This window comes from Arthrobacter sp. 2762, from assembly GCF_040548745.1.
Taxonomy (GTDB): Bacteria; Actinomycetota; Actinomycetes; order Actinomycetales; family Micrococcaceae; genus Arthrobacter.
Genome location: NZ_JBEPSI010000003.1, coordinates 56,952 through 73,541, shown reverse-complemented (window position 1 = coordinate 73,541; position 16,590 = coordinate 56,952). Strand labels below are relative to the sequence as shown.

At 62.2% G+C, this 16,590-nt stretch carries 16 protein-coding genes and 1 riboswitch; of the genes, 1 reads left to right on the top strand and 15 read right to left on the bottom strand.

From position 1 onward, the window contains the following. Positions 1 to 92: 92 nt before the first annotated feature. The 12 genes from rsfS to ABIE18_RS06895 form a co-directional block, all read right to left on the bottom strand. Positions 93 to 497, bottom strand: coding sequence for a ribosome silencing factor (gene rsfS, locus ABIE18_RS06950; RefSeq protein ID WP_216925495.1), 405 nt, complete (start codon positions 495 to 497; stop codon positions 93 to 95). A gap of 57 nt (positions 498 to 554) precedes the next feature. After that, positions 555 to 1,715: a hypothetical protein gene (locus ABIE18_RS06945; protein WP_499721962.1), complete on the bottom strand. Its 1,161-nt coding sequence runs from the start codon at positions 1,713 to 1,715 to the stop codon at positions 555 to 557. A gap of 7 nt (positions 1,716 to 1,722) precedes the next feature. Next, the gene (gene nadD / locus ABIE18_RS06940) at positions 1,723 to 2,409 is read right to left on the bottom strand and encodes a nicotinate-nucleotide adenylyltransferase (RefSeq protein WP_499722260.1); all 687 of its coding nucleotides are present in this window, start codon (positions 2,407 to 2,409) and stop codon (positions 1,723 to 1,725) included. Positions 2,410 to 2,413: 4 nt separating this feature from the next. Beyond that, on the bottom strand, positions 2,414 to 2,653 hold the full coding sequence (locus tag ABIE18_RS06935; protein ID WP_224090660.1) for a hypothetical protein: 240 nt from the start codon (positions 2,651 to 2,653) through the stop codon (positions 2,414 to 2,416). 82 nt (positions 2,654 to 2,735) lie between these two features. Then, entirely contained in the window at positions 2,736 to 4,100 is a 1,365-nt protein-coding gene (locus ABIE18_RS06930) for a glutamate-5-semialdehyde dehydrogenase (protein WP_499721960.1), read from the bottom strand. Continuing rightward, positions 4,097 to 5,275: a glutamate 5-kinase gene (gene proB / locus ABIE18_RS06925; protein WP_499721958.1), complete on the bottom strand. Its 1,179-nt coding sequence runs from the start codon at positions 5,273 to 5,275 to the stop codon at positions 4,097 to 4,099. Before proB ends, ABIE18_RS06930 begins: the two co-directional genes overlap by 4 nt. Further along, entirely contained in the window at positions 5,265 to 6,851 is a 1,587-nt protein-coding gene (obgE, locus tag ABIE18_RS06920; protein ID WP_499721956.1) for a GTPase ObgE, read from the bottom strand. Before obgE ends, proB begins: the two co-directional genes overlap by 11 nt. Before the next feature lie 133 nt (positions 6,852 to 6,984). Next, on the bottom strand, positions 6,985 to 7,248 hold the full coding sequence (gene rpmA, locus ABIE18_RS06915; protein WP_021470683.1) for a 50S ribosomal protein L27: 264 nt from the start codon (positions 7,246 to 7,248) through the stop codon (positions 6,985 to 6,987). Between the two features lie 59 nt (positions 7,249 to 7,307). Further along, the gene (gene rplU / locus ABIE18_RS06910) at positions 7,308 to 7,616 is read right to left on the bottom strand and encodes a 50S ribosomal protein L21 (protein ID WP_216925647.1); all 309 of its coding nucleotides are present in this window, start codon (positions 7,614 to 7,616) and stop codon (positions 7,308 to 7,310) included. Positions 7,617 to 7,994: 378 nt separating this feature from the next. Further along, positions 7,995 to 9,545, bottom strand: coding sequence for a bifunctional hydroxymethylpyrimidine kinase/phosphomethylpyrimidine kinase (locus ABIE18_RS06905; protein WP_499721954.1), 1,551 nt, complete (start codon positions 9,543 to 9,545; stop codon positions 7,995 to 7,997). Further along, a riboswitch (TPP riboswitch) is annotated at positions 9,537 to 9,635 on the bottom strand. It overlaps the preceding gene by 9 nt. 172 nt (positions 9,636 to 9,807) lie before the next feature. Further along, positions 9,808 to 13,056: an Rne/Rng family ribonuclease gene (locus ABIE18_RS06900; protein ID WP_499721952.1), complete on the bottom strand. Its 3,249-nt coding sequence runs from the start codon at positions 13,054 to 13,056 to the stop codon at positions 9,808 to 9,810. Positions 13,057 to 13,112: 56 nt separating this feature from the next. Continuing rightward, positions 13,113 to 13,307, bottom strand: a complete 195-nt coding sequence (locus ABIE18_RS06895; RefSeq protein ID WP_498700408.1) for a hypothetical protein — start codon at positions 13,305 to 13,307, stop codon at positions 13,113 to 13,115. 228 nt (positions 13,308 to 13,535) lie between these two features. On the opposite strand from ABIE18_RS06895, the gene ABIE18_RS06890 reads away from it, so the two are divergent. Then, complete coding sequence (locus ABIE18_RS06890) at positions 13,536 to 14,231, top strand: vitamin K epoxide reductase family protein (RefSeq protein ID WP_499721950.1); 696 nt, start codon at positions 13,536 to 13,538, stop codon at positions 14,229 to 14,231. 77 nt (positions 14,232 to 14,308) lie between these two features. Here ABIE18_RS06890 and ndk read toward each other — a convergent pair whose 3' ends face one another. From ndk to ABIE18_RS06875, 3 genes are read right to left on the bottom strand one after another with little or no spacing between them, the layout of a single operon-like run. Then, positions 14,309 to 14,728 carry a nucleoside-diphosphate kinase gene (gene ndk / locus ABIE18_RS06885; RefSeq protein WP_216925485.1) on the bottom strand — a complete coding sequence of 140 codons (420 nt, stop codon included), beginning with the start codon at positions 14,726 to 14,728 and terminating at the stop codon, positions 14,309 to 14,311. Between the two features lie 51 nt (positions 14,729 to 14,779). Beyond that, on the bottom strand, positions 14,780 to 15,223 hold the full coding sequence (locus tag ABIE18_RS06880; protein WP_499721948.1) for a DUF4233 domain-containing protein: 444 nt from the start codon (positions 15,221 to 15,223) through the stop codon (positions 14,780 to 14,782). A gap of 2 nt (positions 15,224 to 15,225) precedes the next feature. Then, positions 15,226 to 16,587: a bifunctional folylpolyglutamate synthase/dihydrofolate synthase gene (locus ABIE18_RS06875; protein ID WP_499721946.1), complete on the bottom strand. Its 1,362-nt coding sequence runs from the start codon at positions 16,585 to 16,587 to the stop codon at positions 15,226 to 15,228. Positions 16,588 to 16,590: the final 3 nt, after the last annotated feature.

Sequence of the window (16,590 nt, the reverse complement as noted above, 5' to 3'; positions counted from 1 at the left end):
CTCTTCAGTCATCCGCGCCGAAGCAACTCAAATATCTTAGAACAGCGTTTCCGAAAATTCCAAATCGGGCATATTCGGATACCGGCCCATGTTTAGAGCTCTGATTCCCCTGCTGGCGCGGCCTTTGCCGAGGCGTCATCCCCCAGTTCAAGGTCAACTACAGGGCAGTCCTTCCAAAGGCGCTCCAAGGCGTAGAAAACACGGTCCTCGGCGTGCTGGACATGGATGACGATGTCCGCGTAGTCCAAGAGCACCCAGCGGCCTTCGGAACGGCCTTCCCGACGAACCGGGCGAAGGTCCTGCTTCATCAGTTCTTCCTCGATGCCATCAACGATTGCGTTGACCTGGCGTTCTGTGGGCGCAGAGGCAATCAGGAAGACGTCAGTCAGGGCGAGGCGTTCACTGACATCGAGGGCAACGATGTCTTCTGCCAGTTTGTCGGCCGCAGCACGCGCGGCGTGACGGGCGAGGGTGATGGATTGTTCATGTGCAGACACGGGACTCCTTGTTGTGGCCGATGGCCTGTAAATGGCGTTAGCCGGGTTCTAGCGAAATTAACCGCTGGTGATCATGATGATGCCGACGATGAGCGCGACAACACCCAACGCCAGGACGCCGAGCTGCAGCAGCCTGTTGCGCTGGGCCCGGGCCAAGCCGGCCGTGTTGGCGTCCAAAGGGTCAAGCCCATAGGCCGCGCTGGCAGCAATCGGCGGACGCTGCGTTTCTTCAAGCTGTTCGTCGACGGCGACAGGGCGCTTCCGCGCGTTCCTTGCCACAGCCTCGGCACGGGCGAGAACACCCGAACGGCCACGTGTGCCCTTTCCGTTTGCCGGGGCGTTGCCGGTACCAAGGGTTGGACCCGACGACGTCACGAGAGGCACGAATGTGGTGCTGGGGCGCTTCATGACCGGGCGATCAATGCCGGGAATCTTGACGAACTCCAAGGGCGTGACCATGGCAAGGTTGTTGGCAGTGGAGGGGCCCACCGAGGCCGCTGCTGCAGGGACCTTGGCTTCGGCTTGGTTCTGTTCGGCGAGCTTCTGCTTGGCTGCTGCTCGCTTGTTCAGCACCGCAGCGCGCTCGGCAAGGGCAATCTGCTGGGCGAGGACTTCAGGATCGACAGCCAGTGGATCTTGCTCGGCAATGTGCTCAAGCTTGGCGGTTTGATTCTGGACCTGGGCAGCGATCAGTTCACGTACCGCGAGTGCCTGCTCCACAGACATTTCAGATTCTGCGGTACCAGCGCCGGCTGCCGAATCGTCGTCGGAACCCTTGGCGCCCGCATCAGGCGCAGCCTTGGCATCCACGGGTTTAGCGGCTGGCTTGTCGGCTGGTTTATCGGGTGCTTTTCCCGACGGTATAGGGACGACGGGGTTGGCAGAGGTGGCTACTTCTGCCTGGAGTTGCTGCAGGCGAAGCTGGCGACGTGTTGGTGGTCCACCGCCGGAGAGCTGCTCTTCCTTGTCTGCGAGCTCTTTGATGGTACGCAGCGCCGCGCGGTCGCGGGCGCGGATCTGGGAGGACCGCTCCTGCGCGGCGGCACCCACTGCGTCAACAGGCGCGTCCGCAGCACGACGGTTACGACCAGTTACAGCATTCTCCGCTGCGTCCACCACCTGGGGTGGTGTAGCTTCGGCCTGCGGCTCCTGGTTCTCTTCGCGGGCGCGGCGAAGCTCACGCCTGCTGCGGATGGGTCGCTGTTCCTGGCTGCTCATTCAAAACTCATTCAGTACGTGCTTGGTCGTCTGATCCGGATAGTGCGGGGGCCAGCTCCCCTGCCTCTGGCTGCGCGGTCCCAGAGTGCGCGGCGTATAGACCATACTTGGCGATGTACTGCACCACGCCATCGGGCACGAGGTACCAGACGGGATTCCCGGCACCTACGCGTGTTCGGCAATCCGTTGAAGAAATCGCCATAGCTGGAACTTCCAGGAGGCTGACGTCTTCCCTGCCCATGCCGTCCAGTTCGTGGCCAGGGCGCGTTACACCAACGAAGTGCGCCAAAGACCAGAGTTCGTCAACGTCCTTCCAGGACAGAATCTGGGCCAAGGCGTCAGCGCCAGTGATGAAGAACAGATCAGCGTCGGGTCGCTGGGCCCTCAGATCGCGCAGGGTGTCGATGGTGTAAGTGGGTCCTGGGCGGTCAACATCAACCCGGCTCACCGTGAACCTCGGGTTTGACGCCGTGGCGATCACGGTCATCAAATAGCGATGCTCGGGTTTGCTGACCTGCTTGCTGGACTTCTGCCAAGGTTGGCCAGTAGGCACGAAAACGACTTCGTCGAGATCGAACTTGGCGGCAACCTCACTTGCAGCCACAAGGTGGCCGTGATGGATGGGATCAAAAGTTCCACCCATCACGCCCAGCCGGAGCCTGCGCTCCGACTCCCCGCGCGGAGTTGCGGCGATAATGTTAGTGGCCCTGCTTGTGGGTGTGCTTGTTCGGGTGCTGGCGGTGCGGATCCGAGTGCTCTTCTACAGCCTCGTGACGGTTGCCGAGGTTGGTGTAGGAGAGAGCAACGAACATCAAAACCAGCAGGAGAGCAAACATGCTGACTCCGAAGACCCACGGCTCGGCCCAGAGCGGGGCAGGCGCTTCGTGGCCGCCTTCTGTTTGGGCTGCTATGGACGTGGCGATCTGCTGAAACAGCATCTTCTCCCCTAGTTGGTTCTCAAGGATTTTCGACGGCGGGACTCCCCGCCGTTCCGGACTTCTGTTCTATGTTACCGCGTAGCTAGCCGCGGATCTGGCCTTCGCCTTGGACGATCCACTTGGTTGTGGTGAGTTCCGTGAGGCCCATGGGCCCGCGGGCATGCAGCTTTTGGGTGGAAATGCCCACTTCTGCTCCGAGCCCGAGCTCGCCGCCGTCGGTGAAACGGGTGGAAGCGTTGACGATAACGGCGGCCGAGTCGATTTCAGCGATGAATCTTTCGGCGTTGGCCAGGTTGTTCGTCAAGATCGCTTCGGTATGTCCGGTGGTCCACTTGCGAATGTGATTAACGGCATCATCAAGGTTGTCCACCATGGCCACGGCGAGGTCCAGGTCCATGTACTCGGTGGCCCAATCGTCGTCGTCGGCCGGAACGGTTTCAACGTCCTTGCCCAAGGCGGCGGCGATCCGGTCATCCACGTGGAGGGTGACTCCGGCAGAGCGAAGTGCGGCGGCAACGGCAGGCAGCACGGTGGAGCCCGAGTGGACGAGGAGGGTCTCGACGGTGTTGCAAACGCTGGGACGCTGGGTCTTGGCATTCAGGAGAATGTCAACGGCCATCTCTTCGCTTGCTGATTCGTCGATGAAGATATGCACGTTGCCTTCACCTGTTTCAATTACAGGCACGGCAGAGTTGGTCACGACAGTCTGGATAAGGTCCCGTCCTCCGCGGGGAATCAGGACGTCAACGCGGCCACGGGCACGCATGAGCACGTTGGCGCCCTCCCGGCCGTACTGGTCCACGGTCTGAACGGCATCGGCAGGCAGGCCTACCGAATCCAGAGCTTCCCGAAGAATCTGCACCAAGGCCTCGTTGGTGTTCGCAGCTGCCGATCCGCCACGCAGGATGACGGCGTTACCGCTCTTGAGCGCCAGACCGGCAATATCCACTGTGACATTGGGGCGCGCTTCATAAATAGCGGCAACAACACCCATGGGGACATTGACCTGGCGCAAGCGCAAGCCGTTGGGAAGGGTCTGGCCGCGGACTACGTTACCCACGGGATCCGGCAGGCCAGCCAGATTCTCCAAAGCCGCAACCAAGCCATCAATGCGGGCAGGCGTCAGTGTCAGCCTGTCCAGGAGTGCGGCAGACGTACCATTGGCACGGCCTGCGGCGACGTCCTTCGCGTTTGCTTCCAGCACGTGCTTCCGGCGCTCCTGAAGGGCGGTCCCGATGGCACGCAGGGCGCGGTCCTTCCAGGCCCGGTTGGCCTGTCCCATGCGTCGGGCAGCCTTGCGGGAACGGTCTGCAATGGCGTGTACCGCGGTTTGGACGTCTTCCGGTGACAAGGGAACGCCGCCTGCCACAGGGCTCTCCGGCGTCTGGCCGGCGGCACCGGAAACGTCGGAAATCACAGGGGCGTCAGGGGTCAGCGCTTCAGTCATGTTCCAAGTTTAGATGAGCGGACGGCCTGAAGGAGTACGAGGTCGTCAACATGAACAACTTCGCGGTCGTAACCCCGGCCCATCGCCTGCCCGAGCTCCTGTGTGGTGCGGCCAAGCATGCGGGGAAGCTCTTCCGAGGAATAGTTCACCAGGCCACGCGCCACAACGGTCCCGTCCAAGGCCACCATTTCCACGGGGTCACCGGCCTCGAAGTCTCCAGAGACGTTCGATATTCCTGCAGGAAGGAGTGACCTGTGCCGGTCGCGCACGGCTTTCACCGCGCCGTCGTCGAGCATCAGGCGCCCGTGAACCGTTGCCAGATGCGCCAACCACAACAGGCGCACGGGCTTGCGATTGCCGTTCACGGCGAACCACGTTCCCACGTCCTCCCCCGCAAGGGCTGCTGCGGCGTTCGCCGTGGACGTCACCAAGGCGTGGATGCCCGAGCCCGCGGCGATGGACGCAGCCTCCACTTTGGTCATCATGCCGCCGGTGCCCACACCTGCTTTGCCCGCCTTGCCAATGGTCACGTCTTCGAGGTCCTGCGGACCGCGAACCAAGGCGATCCGCTTGGCGCCATGGGAGGGCGGACCGTCGTAGAGGGCATCGACGTCGGAGAGCAACACGAGCGCGTCGGCACGGACCAGGTGGGCCACCAAAGCCGCGAGGCGGTCGTTGTCGCCAAAGCGGATCTCGTGGGTAGCGACGGTGTCGTTCTCATTGACGACGGGAACGACACCAAGATTCAGCAAGCGGTCCAGGGCCCGGAACGCGTTGGTGTGCTGCGTCCTGCGCATGAGGTCGTCAGCCGTCAGCAGGACCTGGCTGACCGTGACGCCATGCGCGCTGAAAGCTTGCGTATAGCGCGCCATCAACAGGCCCTGCCCCACGCTTGCCGCAGCCTGCTGCGTCGCAAGATCCTTCGGGCGCTTGGCCAGCCCCAGCGGAGCAAGGCCAGCTGCAATAGCACCGGAAGAAACGAGGATGATTTCAGCGCCTGCGTTTCGCTTGTCCGCCAGCGCATTAACCAGCGACGTCAGCGATTTCTCGGAGATGCCACCCTTGATACTGGTCAGCGAGGACGAGCCAACTTTGACCACAATCCTCTTGGCAGTGGCCAGGGCTTGGCGCTCAAGAACCTCTTCGTTCGGAATTTCGACGGTCCTAGTCGTCATCACCGGTATCCAGGTTGCCTTCCGTCACAGGCTGGGCACGACGGCGGCTGACGGACTCAGTCCAGATGCCCGCCTTGCGCTCGGCTTCCAGTTCGGCACGGGCAGCAGCCTTGGCTTCGCGGCGCTCAAGCTGTTCATCGCGCTTCTGTGAACGCGTGGGACGGTCGCCGATGTCCGCAACGCGGATGTCGGTACCGCGGGGAGTTGCCAGCAGTTCGGCACCGGCCATCATGGTGGGCTCCCAGTCGAAGACCACGCCATCGTCCTCACCGATGACCACGGTATCGCCAGGCTTGGCACCAACCTTGAAGAGCTCAGTCTCGACGCCAAGCTTGGCCAGGCGATCAGCCAGGTAGCCAATGGCTTCCTCGTTGGTGAAGTCGGTCTGCTTGACCCAGCGCACAGGCTTCTCGCCAAGGACGCGGAACAACGGTTCGAGGTTCTTCTCCTCGCGGCGGATCCGGAATCCGCTCTCGTTGACGGCGCGCGGACGAAGGATAGGCGGGGCAACCTTGGGAGGCGCAGTCTCAACCGCGTCCCGTGCGGCCTTGACGATCTCCGCCATGGCGAAGCCAAGCTGGCGCAGGCCTTCATGGCTGGTTGCCGAGACTTCGAAGACCCGGTAGCCGCGTGCTTCGAGTTCCGGACGAACGAACTCAGCCATGTCCTTGCCGTCAGGAAGGTCCACCTTGTTCAGGACAACAAGCTTGGGACGTTCGTTCAAGGGCACAACCTCGCCGTCGACGCCGGCGTAGCTCATGTCAACGGCGTACTTCTCGAGTTCCGCCTCGATGATGGCCAGGTCGGAGAGGGGATCACGGTCCGATTCCAGGGTTCCGCAGTCCAGGACGTGAACCAGGGCCGCGCAGCGCTCGACGTGGCGCAGGAAGTTGTGGCCAAGGCCCTTGCCCTCGCTGGCCCCTTCGATCAGTCCGGGCACATCGGCGATGGTGAAACGGATGTCGCCGGCCTGGACGACACCAAGGTTGGGAATGAGGGTGGTGAAGGGGTAATCGGCGATCTTGGGCCGGGCAGCTGACATCGCTGCAATGAGGCTGGATTTTCCTGCGGACGGGAATCCGACCAAGGCAATATCGGCGATGGACTTCAGCTCCAGGACGATGTCGCTGGATTCGCCTTCGATGCCAAGCAGCGCAAAGCCGGGCGCACGGCGCTTCTGGGAGGAAAGTGAGGCGTTTCCGAGGCCTCCCTGGCCTCCTGCAGCCGCAACATACTCCGTGCCCTCGCCAACCAGGTCAGCCAGGACTTCGCCGTCCTTGGTCTTTACCACGGTGCCGTCCGGCACGGGAAGGATCAAGGTCTCGCCGTTCTTGCCGCCGCGCCAATCGCCCATGCCAGGGCCACCGTTGGTGGCGTGGCGGTGGGGGGCGTGGTGATAATCCAGCAGGGTGGTGGTCTGCGCGGACACCCGAAGGATGACGTCTCCACCATTGCCACCATTGCCACCATCAGGTCCGCCGAGTGGCTTGAACTTTTCCCGCTTGACAGAGACACAGCCGTGGCCGCCGGTTCCGCCGGATACGTGCAGGACTACCCGGTCTACAAAGCTCGCCACGTGAATCTCCTCTTGCTGTTGCCAGCGCTGTTGCAAAAACCAGAGCGCCATAAGCGCCCTAATCGATTGTAATGCGGTTAAAAGAACGGTGGAGCGGGCCGTTTGGCCCGCTCCACCGGTTCAGAACTTGTTGTTACTCTGCAGCTGCAGCAGCAACGATGTTCACTACGCGACGGCCGCGGCGAGTACCAAACTCAACCGCACCGGCCTCGAGTGCGAACAGGGTGTCGTCGCCACCGCGGCCGACGCCTGCACCGGGGTGGAAGTGGGTTCCACGCTGGCGAACGATGATCTCGCCTGCGGAAACTACCTGGCCACCGAAACGCTTGACGCCGAGGCGCTGTGCGTTGGAGTCACGACCGTTGCGAGTGGAGCTCGCGCCTTTTTTGTGTGCCATGTGAAATGCCTGCCTCTAAATTTCTGGGGAAACTGAAAATCTGAACAGAGTAACGAAAGTTACTTGATGCTCGTGATCTTGATCTTGGTCAGTTCCTGACGGTGACCCTGGCGCTTCTTGTAGCCGGTCTTGTTCTTGAACTTCTGGATGACGATCTTGGGACCGCGAAGGTCCTCAAGGATCTCAGCCGTGACCGTGACCTTGGCCAGGTCCGCGGCAGCGGACGTGACCTTGTCGCCGTCAACCAGGAGCAAGGCGGGCAGCTCAAGCGTGCTGCCGGCTCCACCGGGGACGCGGTTAAGCGTTACGTAGTCTCCAACGGAAACTTTTTCTTGGCGGCCGCCTGCGCGGACAATCGCGTACACCACTTGGGTACTCACTTCTCTCGACGTTTCTTACTAAATTTGCGTGCGGAACCTTGAACCGGAATCAGGCTTGGTTCGCGCTGTGCCTCAACGCCGTGGACTTCAGATCGAAGCCCGCGAGTCATCCCATGAACAATTCCAAGGGGCATAACCCAAGTGTTGGCGTAAGCACCGAAGATCAAGATTACGCTAGTTTGACCTTCAGCTGCAAATGAGGCCGGGTCCGGAGGCTATCGGGTGACTTGCGTCACCAGTTGTAACGGACTCTCCCGGCACCGTGCCCATACAGCCTACAGGATTTGCGCCGGGATACTGCGGTTTGGCCCGCGACGCGCTGGAGCTTTGTGGATTTGTTCCACGCGGCAACCTCGGAAACCCTGCTCAGGCGAAGAGCCTGGGGGCATCAAAGAACGCAGTTTCGTAGCGGCAGGACTGGGCGAAGGCCTCAACCATGGCCTTGCGTTCCTGCACAGAGGCGCCAACTGCCGCAGCATCGGTAATGTCGATCGCCTTCCGGGTTGCGGCAGCAAACTCCTCGTCCGCGTACGTCTTCAACCATGCGGCGTAAGGGTGGTCGCTGGGAGCCCCTGCTTGGACATACGCCCCGTGAAGTTGCTGCCCTACCTCCGCGTACAGCCAGTAGCAGGGCAGGATTGCCGCCAGCAAAACGGCGTAACTGCCCGAAGCCGACGTCGCCAGCAGATGGTCCACGTACGACCTTGTCACGGGTCCGGTCTCTGTCGAAGCCGGACGCGTGCTCAGCCAGTCCCGGTGGAGCTCGGACTCCACTTCAAGGCAGAGTTGCGATGACTTTGCCCAGAAGAGCTGCTCTTCTTCAGTGGGGGCAAGTGCACCTGCGCGCGCCAAAACCCGGGAGTAGCCGTTCAGGTAGATGGCATCCTGGGCGAGGTAATAGTTGAACTGGGGCTCCGGGAGGCGCCCGGACTGCAGGCCTTGGATGAAGCCGAGGCCGTAAATTGCGTCCAATTCCGGTGCAGCTTCGGCCCACAGCCGCGCGGCAAAGTCGCCGGACTTCCCTGCAGGATACAGCGCTGGCTCCATGTGCTGGAAGTGGTGGACCGGCCCGCTGCCCTTGCCTACCTCGAGCCGGTCGGCCGCCGCGAGGGCCTGCAGCAGCCACGGCTTGACCTCGCGGAGTGATGCCTCCCAATCGTCCCTGCGGGCTTGGACCGTGGCCAATGCCGAGGAGAGTGAGCACCCCGTTCCGTGGCTGTTCCTGGTATCCACTCGGGGCCCAGGCACCTCGATGACGTCCTGCCGCAGCAAGCCACTCGTATTGACCAGCGCATCCGGACAGTCGTTTCCTGCCAAATGGCCGCCCTTCACCAAAACCGTCGTTCCACACTCAGCAGCCAGTCGCTTGCCTTGGTCAAGCGCCGTGGCCCAATCCGGGGCTTCGGGCTCACCCAACAACATCGCCAGTTCGGGAAGGTTTGGGGTGATGAGATCCGCCAACGGCAAGAGGCTGCGCAAAGATGCTTCGGCGCTCTCACGCAGAAGACGGTCGCCACTGGTGGCCACCATCACCGGGTCAAGGACCACGACGGCGGGACGCACCTCCTCGAGCCAGTTACGGACTTCGTCGATGACGGCCGCGTCACCCAACATCCCGATCTTGACCGCATCAATGTCAATATCGCTGCTGATCGCGTCCAGTTGCTGACGCAGGAACTCCACAGGCGGAACATGGACTGCGCTGACGCCCAGGGTGTTCTGGGCCGTCAAAGCCGTGATGGCAGCCATGCCATAGCCGCCGTGCGCTGCGATGCTCTTCAGGTCTGCCTGGATTCCGGCGCCGCCAGAAGGATCCGAGCCGGCAATGCTGAGCACCCGCGGATGCGGCCGGGCTGGGACTGCTCCGATACCAGCGGGGTAGACAGGGTAGACAGCGGAATTCGACGATGAAGCCATGGTGGACATCCCTTCGCCGGTGCTAACCGGACAGGTTCAACGGGTCTGGATCTCAGCCAGGCCCAGTGCCCGGCACCCCGTGTCAGTTTCCAAGCGTAGCCCGGAACCCCGTCGGTCCGGGAACCGGACGGCCTCGGGGAATGGATGTGACTGGCAGCAACAAAAAAGTCCCGCAACATCCGCCGTAAACGGATGCTGCGGGACTGTCTCACTGATTCGGGACTGTCTCACTACTTAACGACTGTCACTGCTTTTGCCGTGCTTACAACTCGGAAGCAGGAACTCCGACCCCAAGGATGATGGGCTCGTCCGCTGCCTTCTTTGTGGCAGGCTCTTCCGCTGCCGGCGCCTTGGCTTCATGGGCCGATCCACCTGCGGCGGCAGCAGTTACGTCGTGATGTTCCACGCTGGTTTCGTTTGCCGCACCCTGCGCCCTGCTGGCGCTGCGGTTCCTTCGGCCGCGACGGCCACGCGAACGCGACGAATGATCGTGCTCATCTGTAATGACAGCAGAAGCACTGGCCGCGGAAACGGCGGAGGCAGTCGCAGGTTCGGAAACGGTATCCGTGGCCTCTTCCTCCGCAGCCGGTGCGGCACCGAGGTGCGAGAACGCCTCAGCCAGCAGGTCCAAGCTCATGGCCGGCTTGCCGGCAGGTGGTTCCTCGTGGTGTTCCACAAACGGAAGAGCCACTTCTTCGCCACCGAAGCGCAGAACAGGGGTGGACCGTGCTTCCCGAACCGCTGCTTCGTGACTGGCGGCATCAAGTGCAGCCGGTACCCCGGCATCGCCGGTTGCAGCTTCAGGGGCGGATTCATCGGTGTGACCCTGCTGGCCTGCTGCGCGGGCCAGCTCCTCCGCACGGTGAACCTCGTCGTCGTGCAGGTGGGCAGCATGCGCTGCGGCGGCGATGGTGGCAAGAGCTGCCCTGGTCGCCTCAGCCTTCGCCTGGCGGACAGGGTCCACGGACTCCGTGGCCGCCGGAGCCACGGGGGCGGCGGCGGTGCTGTGGACAGCAGGGGGCACTTCGGCCGTTGCCGGTCCCCCGCCTTTCCCGCGGCGACGCTTGCGATCAGTGCGTGCAGCAGGCTGTTGGGGTTCGGCGTGCGGACGGTGGTGCTCGGCAGCCACAACGTTGGCGCGTCGGTGTTCCACGGGCTCATCATGGGTGACGACACCACGCCCGGCACAGTGCTCGCACTGCTCACCAAACACCTCAAGCAGGCCTGTGCCCATGCGCTTGCGCGTCATCTGCACCAGGCCCAGCGACGTCACTTCGGCCACTTGGTGCTTGGTGCGGTCACGGCCCAGGCATTCCACCAAACGGCGGAGCACCAGGTCACGGTTCGATTCGAGGACCATGTCAATGAAGTCGATGACGATGATGCCACCGATATCACGCAGGCGCAGCTGGCGAACCACTTCCTCGGCCGCTTCGAGGTTGTTCTTGGTGACTGTTTCTTCCAGGTTTCCGCCGCTGCCGGTGAACTTACCCGTGTTAACATCCACCACGGTCATGGCTTCGGTGCGGTCGATGACAAGGGAACCGCCGGACGGCAGGAAAACCTTGCGTTCCAGTGCCTTGTGGATCTGTTCGTCGATCCGCCAGGCAGCAAAAATGTCCTGGTCCTTGGTCCACTTCTCAAGGCGGCCTACCAAATCGGGAGCAACGTAGGTGACGTAAGCCTCGATGGTGTCCCAGGCGTCGTCGCCGGAAACGATCAGCTTGGAGAAATCTTCGTTGAAGACGTCCCGGACAACCTTGATGGTGAGGTCGGGTTCGCCATAGAGCAGTTCCGGAGCCAGCACCTTGGTGGAGGACGCCTGCCCTTCAATGCCTTCCCACTGCGCGCGCAAACGGTTGATGTCGTGCGTCAGCTCTTCCTCGGACGCACCTTCAGCGGCCGTGCGCACAATGACGCCGGCGTTCTCCGGCAAGCGGTCCTTGAGGATGCGCTTGAGGCGGTTGCGTTCGACGTCGGGCAGTTTGCGCGAGATACCGGTCATCGAACCGCCCGGCACGTACACAAGGTAGCGGCCCGGCAAGGAAATCTGGCTGGTGAGGCGGGCGCCCTTATGGCCAACAGGGTCCTTGGTAACCTGCACCAGGACGGAATCACCGGACTTCAACGCATTCTCGATCCGGCGCGGCTGGCCCTCAAGGTTCACTGCGTCCCAATTCACTTCACCGGCATACAACACCGCATTGCGGCCCCGTCCGATGTCAACAAAAGCAGCCTCCATGGAAGGCAGAACATTCTGGACCTTGCCCAGGTACACGTTGCCAATGAGGGAGTCCTGCTGGGTCTTGGACACAAAGTGCTCGGCCAATACGCCATCTTCAAGGACCGCGATCTGGATTCTGTCGTCGCGCTGGCGGACGATCATCTGGCGATCCACGGACTCGCGGCGGGCAAGGAACTCAGCCTCTGTAATCACCTGGCGGCGGCGTCCGGTCTCCCGGGACTCGCGGCGGCGCTGCTTCTTGGCCTCAAGCCTGGTGGAACCCTTAACGCTGGTAACCCGGTTTGACGGGGCCGTCTCAGTGATCGGGCGGGGCGCGCGGACACGGGTCACCGTGTTGGGCGGGTCATCGTCAGAGCCGCCCGTCAGTTCGAGATCCTGGTCACCTCGGCGACGACGCCGACGACGACGCGACGTGACGCCCTCTTCGAGCGCTTCCGCTGCCGGAGCATCTTCGTCATCCTCACTCTCTGCACCGTCTTCGGACTCGGTCTCATCCCGTTCTGTGCCGCGGCGGCCACGGCGGCCGCGGCTCCGGCGACGACGACGGCTGCTGGAATCCTCCAGCTCGTCAGTTGACCCGGTTTCCGGAGTTTCTTCTTCAGCCTCTTCGGCCTTTTCCTCGACGGCCGGACGTGCCACCGTGCTGAGGTCAGGGGCCTGGAAGATCATGGACGTAATGGACACCGGCTCCAGGAACAACGACGTTGAACCGGGGGCGGACTCCTCGGGTGCTTCAGCTTCTTCCTCGGCGGGGACGGTGCCTTCTGCAGAAGTGCCCTCTACAGAAACGCTTTCCACAGAAACGTCCGTCTCTGCAGGAACGGCGCCCGGGGTGGCCGTCGCAGGCTGGGACACGGCGTCCGGCGTCGTGATTTCTTCAGTGGTTTCAGCAACGGCTGCAGGCGTCTCAGCGGCCGTTGCCTCGACGTCCTTGGGCTTGGTAGTCCGACGACGGCGGACCGGCTTTTCAGGGGCAGGTTCGGCATCGGTTTCCGGCTGGGACGCTACTCCGGCCTGATCATCAAAACCCGGGAGGGGCTCGGCCGGCACTGTTGTCTTGCGCGCGCGGCTACGGCGCGCCGGCGCCTTGACAGCTGCTTCGGTCGGTTCGGTACCGGTGGCTTCGCCGGCTGCTTCTTCAACGGCGGGTGTTTCGACCGCTTTGGGCGCAGCCTTGCGCCGTGTCCGGGTGGTCTTCTTGGGCGCTTCCGCAGTTTCCGCGGCAGCTGCCTCGTCATTAACGGCTACAACCTGGTCATTATCCATATGTGGCAACACTCCTGCCCCAGCGACGCCGCCACATCCGGCGCCCAGTGGGGCAATTATTTGTCAAAACCCTCAGGCGTTGACAGAAGTCGGTAGTATTCCTTCCGGTTCGCACCATCATTGGGGTGCGGCAGCCCTGGAAGGCCGGTGGCTTTGCTCTGAAACCCGTTGTTCTGCTGCCACAACCAGGTGCCGTCCATTGTCATGGCGGGCATGCCGAGGATCACGTGATCCAGGCAGGCCCTGCTCATGCTGGCGGTCTTGGGAACAAGTCACCGGACCGGATTCCGAATGTGGATCGGCTTCCGGCCATGTTCATTCTCTCACACCCCTGCACATTCGAAGCGTAGGAGACTGTGTCGCACGGTGGAGAAAGCGCCTGCACAGGCTGGGGACTACGTCCAGCCTCCGGCGTTACAATCCTCACAAGAGCCGTTCCCGGACTGGCCGGGTCATTGTCGAAAAGGATTGCGTCCGCGATGCCAAGCACCGCCAGGGGAAACCTGGCCAATCAAGCCTCCACCCCTGCGGGTGGGAAGACCACGGAGCCAGGATTGCAGCGCGCGGCCCGGCCCGACTATCTGCCTAGGGCCCTGCAGGACAAGCCATTTGCTTGGCTCCTGCTGATCACCGGCGTCATCGGCTGGCTGGCTTCCGGGGCATTGGTCCTTGAGAAGCTGGAGGTACTCAAAGACCCCAACCACATCACGCTCTGCGATGTGAATCCATGGGTTTCCTGTGGAGCCGTGATGCAGACACCGCAAAGTTCCGTTTTCGGGTTCCCCAACATGTTCATCGGGATCGTCGCCTTTGCGGTGATCATCACCACTGCCATGGGACTGCTGGCCGGGGCCAGGTATTCACGCGGCTACTGGCTGGGCCTGCAGGCAGGCGTAACCCTCGGATTCGCTTTTGTTGTGTGGTTGTGGTCTCAGGCCCTGTATGTCATCAACGTGCTGTGCCCGTTCTGCATGGTGGTGTGGGCGGTCATGATCCCCATGTTCGTCTGGGTGACCATCCGCAACATCTCCCACGGAGTCATCAAAGCCCCGCCTGCACTGGCCAAGGTCCTGGGCGACTCCGGATGGATCATTGTGGCACTGCTGTACGTAGCCGTGATCGCCACGATCTTCTTCGCCTTCATCCACGTCTTCGCCGGTACCTCCGGCTACTAAGCCAGATCCGCAAGAAACAGTTAAGGCCAATGTTCATGGCGAACATTGGCCTTAACTGTTATCCCGGCGAGGCGTAGTTAGCCCGCGAACCAGATCTTGATTTCACGCTCGGCGGAGTCAACGGAGTCCGAGCCGTGGACGAGGTTCTGCTGGACTGCCAGGCCCCAATCACGGCCGAAGTCGCCCCGGATGGTGCCCGGTGCCGCAGTAGTGGGGTCAGTGGTGCCCGCCAAGGAGCGGAAACCCTCGATCACGCGGTGGCCTTCAAAGACAGCCGCAATGACCGGGCCGCTGAGCATGAATTCCACCAGTGGCTCGTAGAACGGCTTGCCCACGTGTTCTTCGTAGTGCTGCTCCAGCAGCTCGCGGGTCGCGTTGACCTTCTTCAGCTCAGCCAAGGCGTAGCCCTTGGCTTCGATCCGGGCGAGGATGCTTCCGCTGAGGTTGCGGGCGACGCCGTCGGGCTTGATCAGGACAAGGGTCCGTTCAATGCTCACAGTTGCTCCAATGTGATGGGCGGGTGGGTTTCCCAGCCAGTTTACGGGGTTTTACGGACCTGCCTCGTCACGATGCGTTGCATCCCATTCAGCCTGTTCCCGGTCCCGCTGTGCCACTTCACGGTCGATCCTCATCCCCGTTCGGATTCCGTACCACCAGCAGATGGCGAAAAGGACGCCGACGATGAACATCATGGGTTCGGCGATCCCTGTCAGGATCAGGAGGAGCTGCAGCCCCCAGCCGAGGCCGATTCCCCAGGGCTTGGACAACACGGCACAGGCCAGGACGAGGACTACGCTGAGCGTGATGCCCACGCCCAGGATGATTCCAGGAGCAACTTCGCCACGCTTTAGGCCAAAAACCACCAACGTGCCGAAGAAGGCTACGAAGGCTTCCAGCAACAGCACGGTGGATGCGAACATCACCTTGGTGGACCGGCGCTTTTTAGGCATGCCGGGGCGCCATTCACGCTGCGCCTTGGTCAGCCTTGCCACGGTCAGGCACCTTCCTTTCCAAGCAGGATGCGAGCCTCGGCCACCAGGGTGATGGAGCCGGTGACCAGGACTCCGCCGGAAAGGTCATCATTGGACTCGGCCCGTTCGACGGCCCACTCCAGGGCATCATCAAGTTTCTCGGCGATGTGGACGTTGTCCTCGCCAAAGCCAAGATCGACGGCGAGTTCGGCCAGTTCCGCTGCAGGCACGGCGCGCAGCGAGTTGGACTGGGTGAAGCAGAACTCCTCTGCCAGGTCCCCGAGCTGCTCCTTCAGGGTCTTCAGGATCTCCTCGGCGTCCTTCTCCCGGAGTACTCCCACGACCACCACGAGCTTGCTGAAGCTGAAGGCCTCATGGATGGCCTCCGCAGAGACGCGGATCCCTTCGGGGTTGTGGGCGGCATCCACCACGATGGTGGGTGCTGTCCGCACCACTTCCAGGCGGCCAGGGGACGTCACATTGCCGAAGGCTTCCTTCAGGACATCTATATCGAGCTCTTTTTCTCCGCCACCGAAGAACGCTTCCAATGCCGCTACAGCAACGGCGGCATTCTCTGCCTGGTGGGCACCATGCAGGGGCAGCAGGAGGTCCTCGTAGCGACCTGCCAGGCCTTGGACCGTCAGGACTTGTCCGCCCACCGCTACGCGGCGAGACTCCACGCCAAATTCAACACCCTCGAAGCGGAACGGTACGTCCACCTCGCGGGCTTTTTCCAACAGGACCTGGGCAGCGTCCACCGGTTGGGCAGCGCTCACCAGGAAGCCACCGGGTTTGATGATCCCCGCCTTCTCATAGGCGATGTCCTCGGTGGTGTCGCCCAGGAGATCCGTGTGGTCCAGGGAAATCGGCGTGATGACGGAAACCTGGCCATCGCCCACGTTCGTGGCATCCGTAATGCCGCCCAGGCCAACTTCCATGACGGCCACATCCACAGGCTGGTCAGCGAAAATCGCGAAGCCAAGGATTGTCACGCACTCAAAGTACGTGAGCCGGGGCTGGTTCTCAGCTATGAGCTCGTTGTCCACGATTTCCAGGTACGGCCGGATCTCATCCCAGATCCGAACAAACGTCGCATCTGATACGGGCTCACCATCAATGCTGATGCGCTCGGTGACTTTTGAAAGGTGCGGGCTGGTGTAACGGCCCGTGCTCAACCCGTGGGCACGGAGCCCGGCCTCAATCATGCGGGCCGTGGAGGTCTTGCCGTTGGTTCCCGTGATGTGGATGATCGGGAAAGCTTTATTGGGCTCCCCCAGCACGTCCATTGCCCTGAAAAGCGGCGCCAACCGGGGTTCCATCTTGTTTTCAGGTGCACGGCCAAGAAGTTCGGCGTACACGCTTTCCACTGAGAATTCGTCGGTCATGAT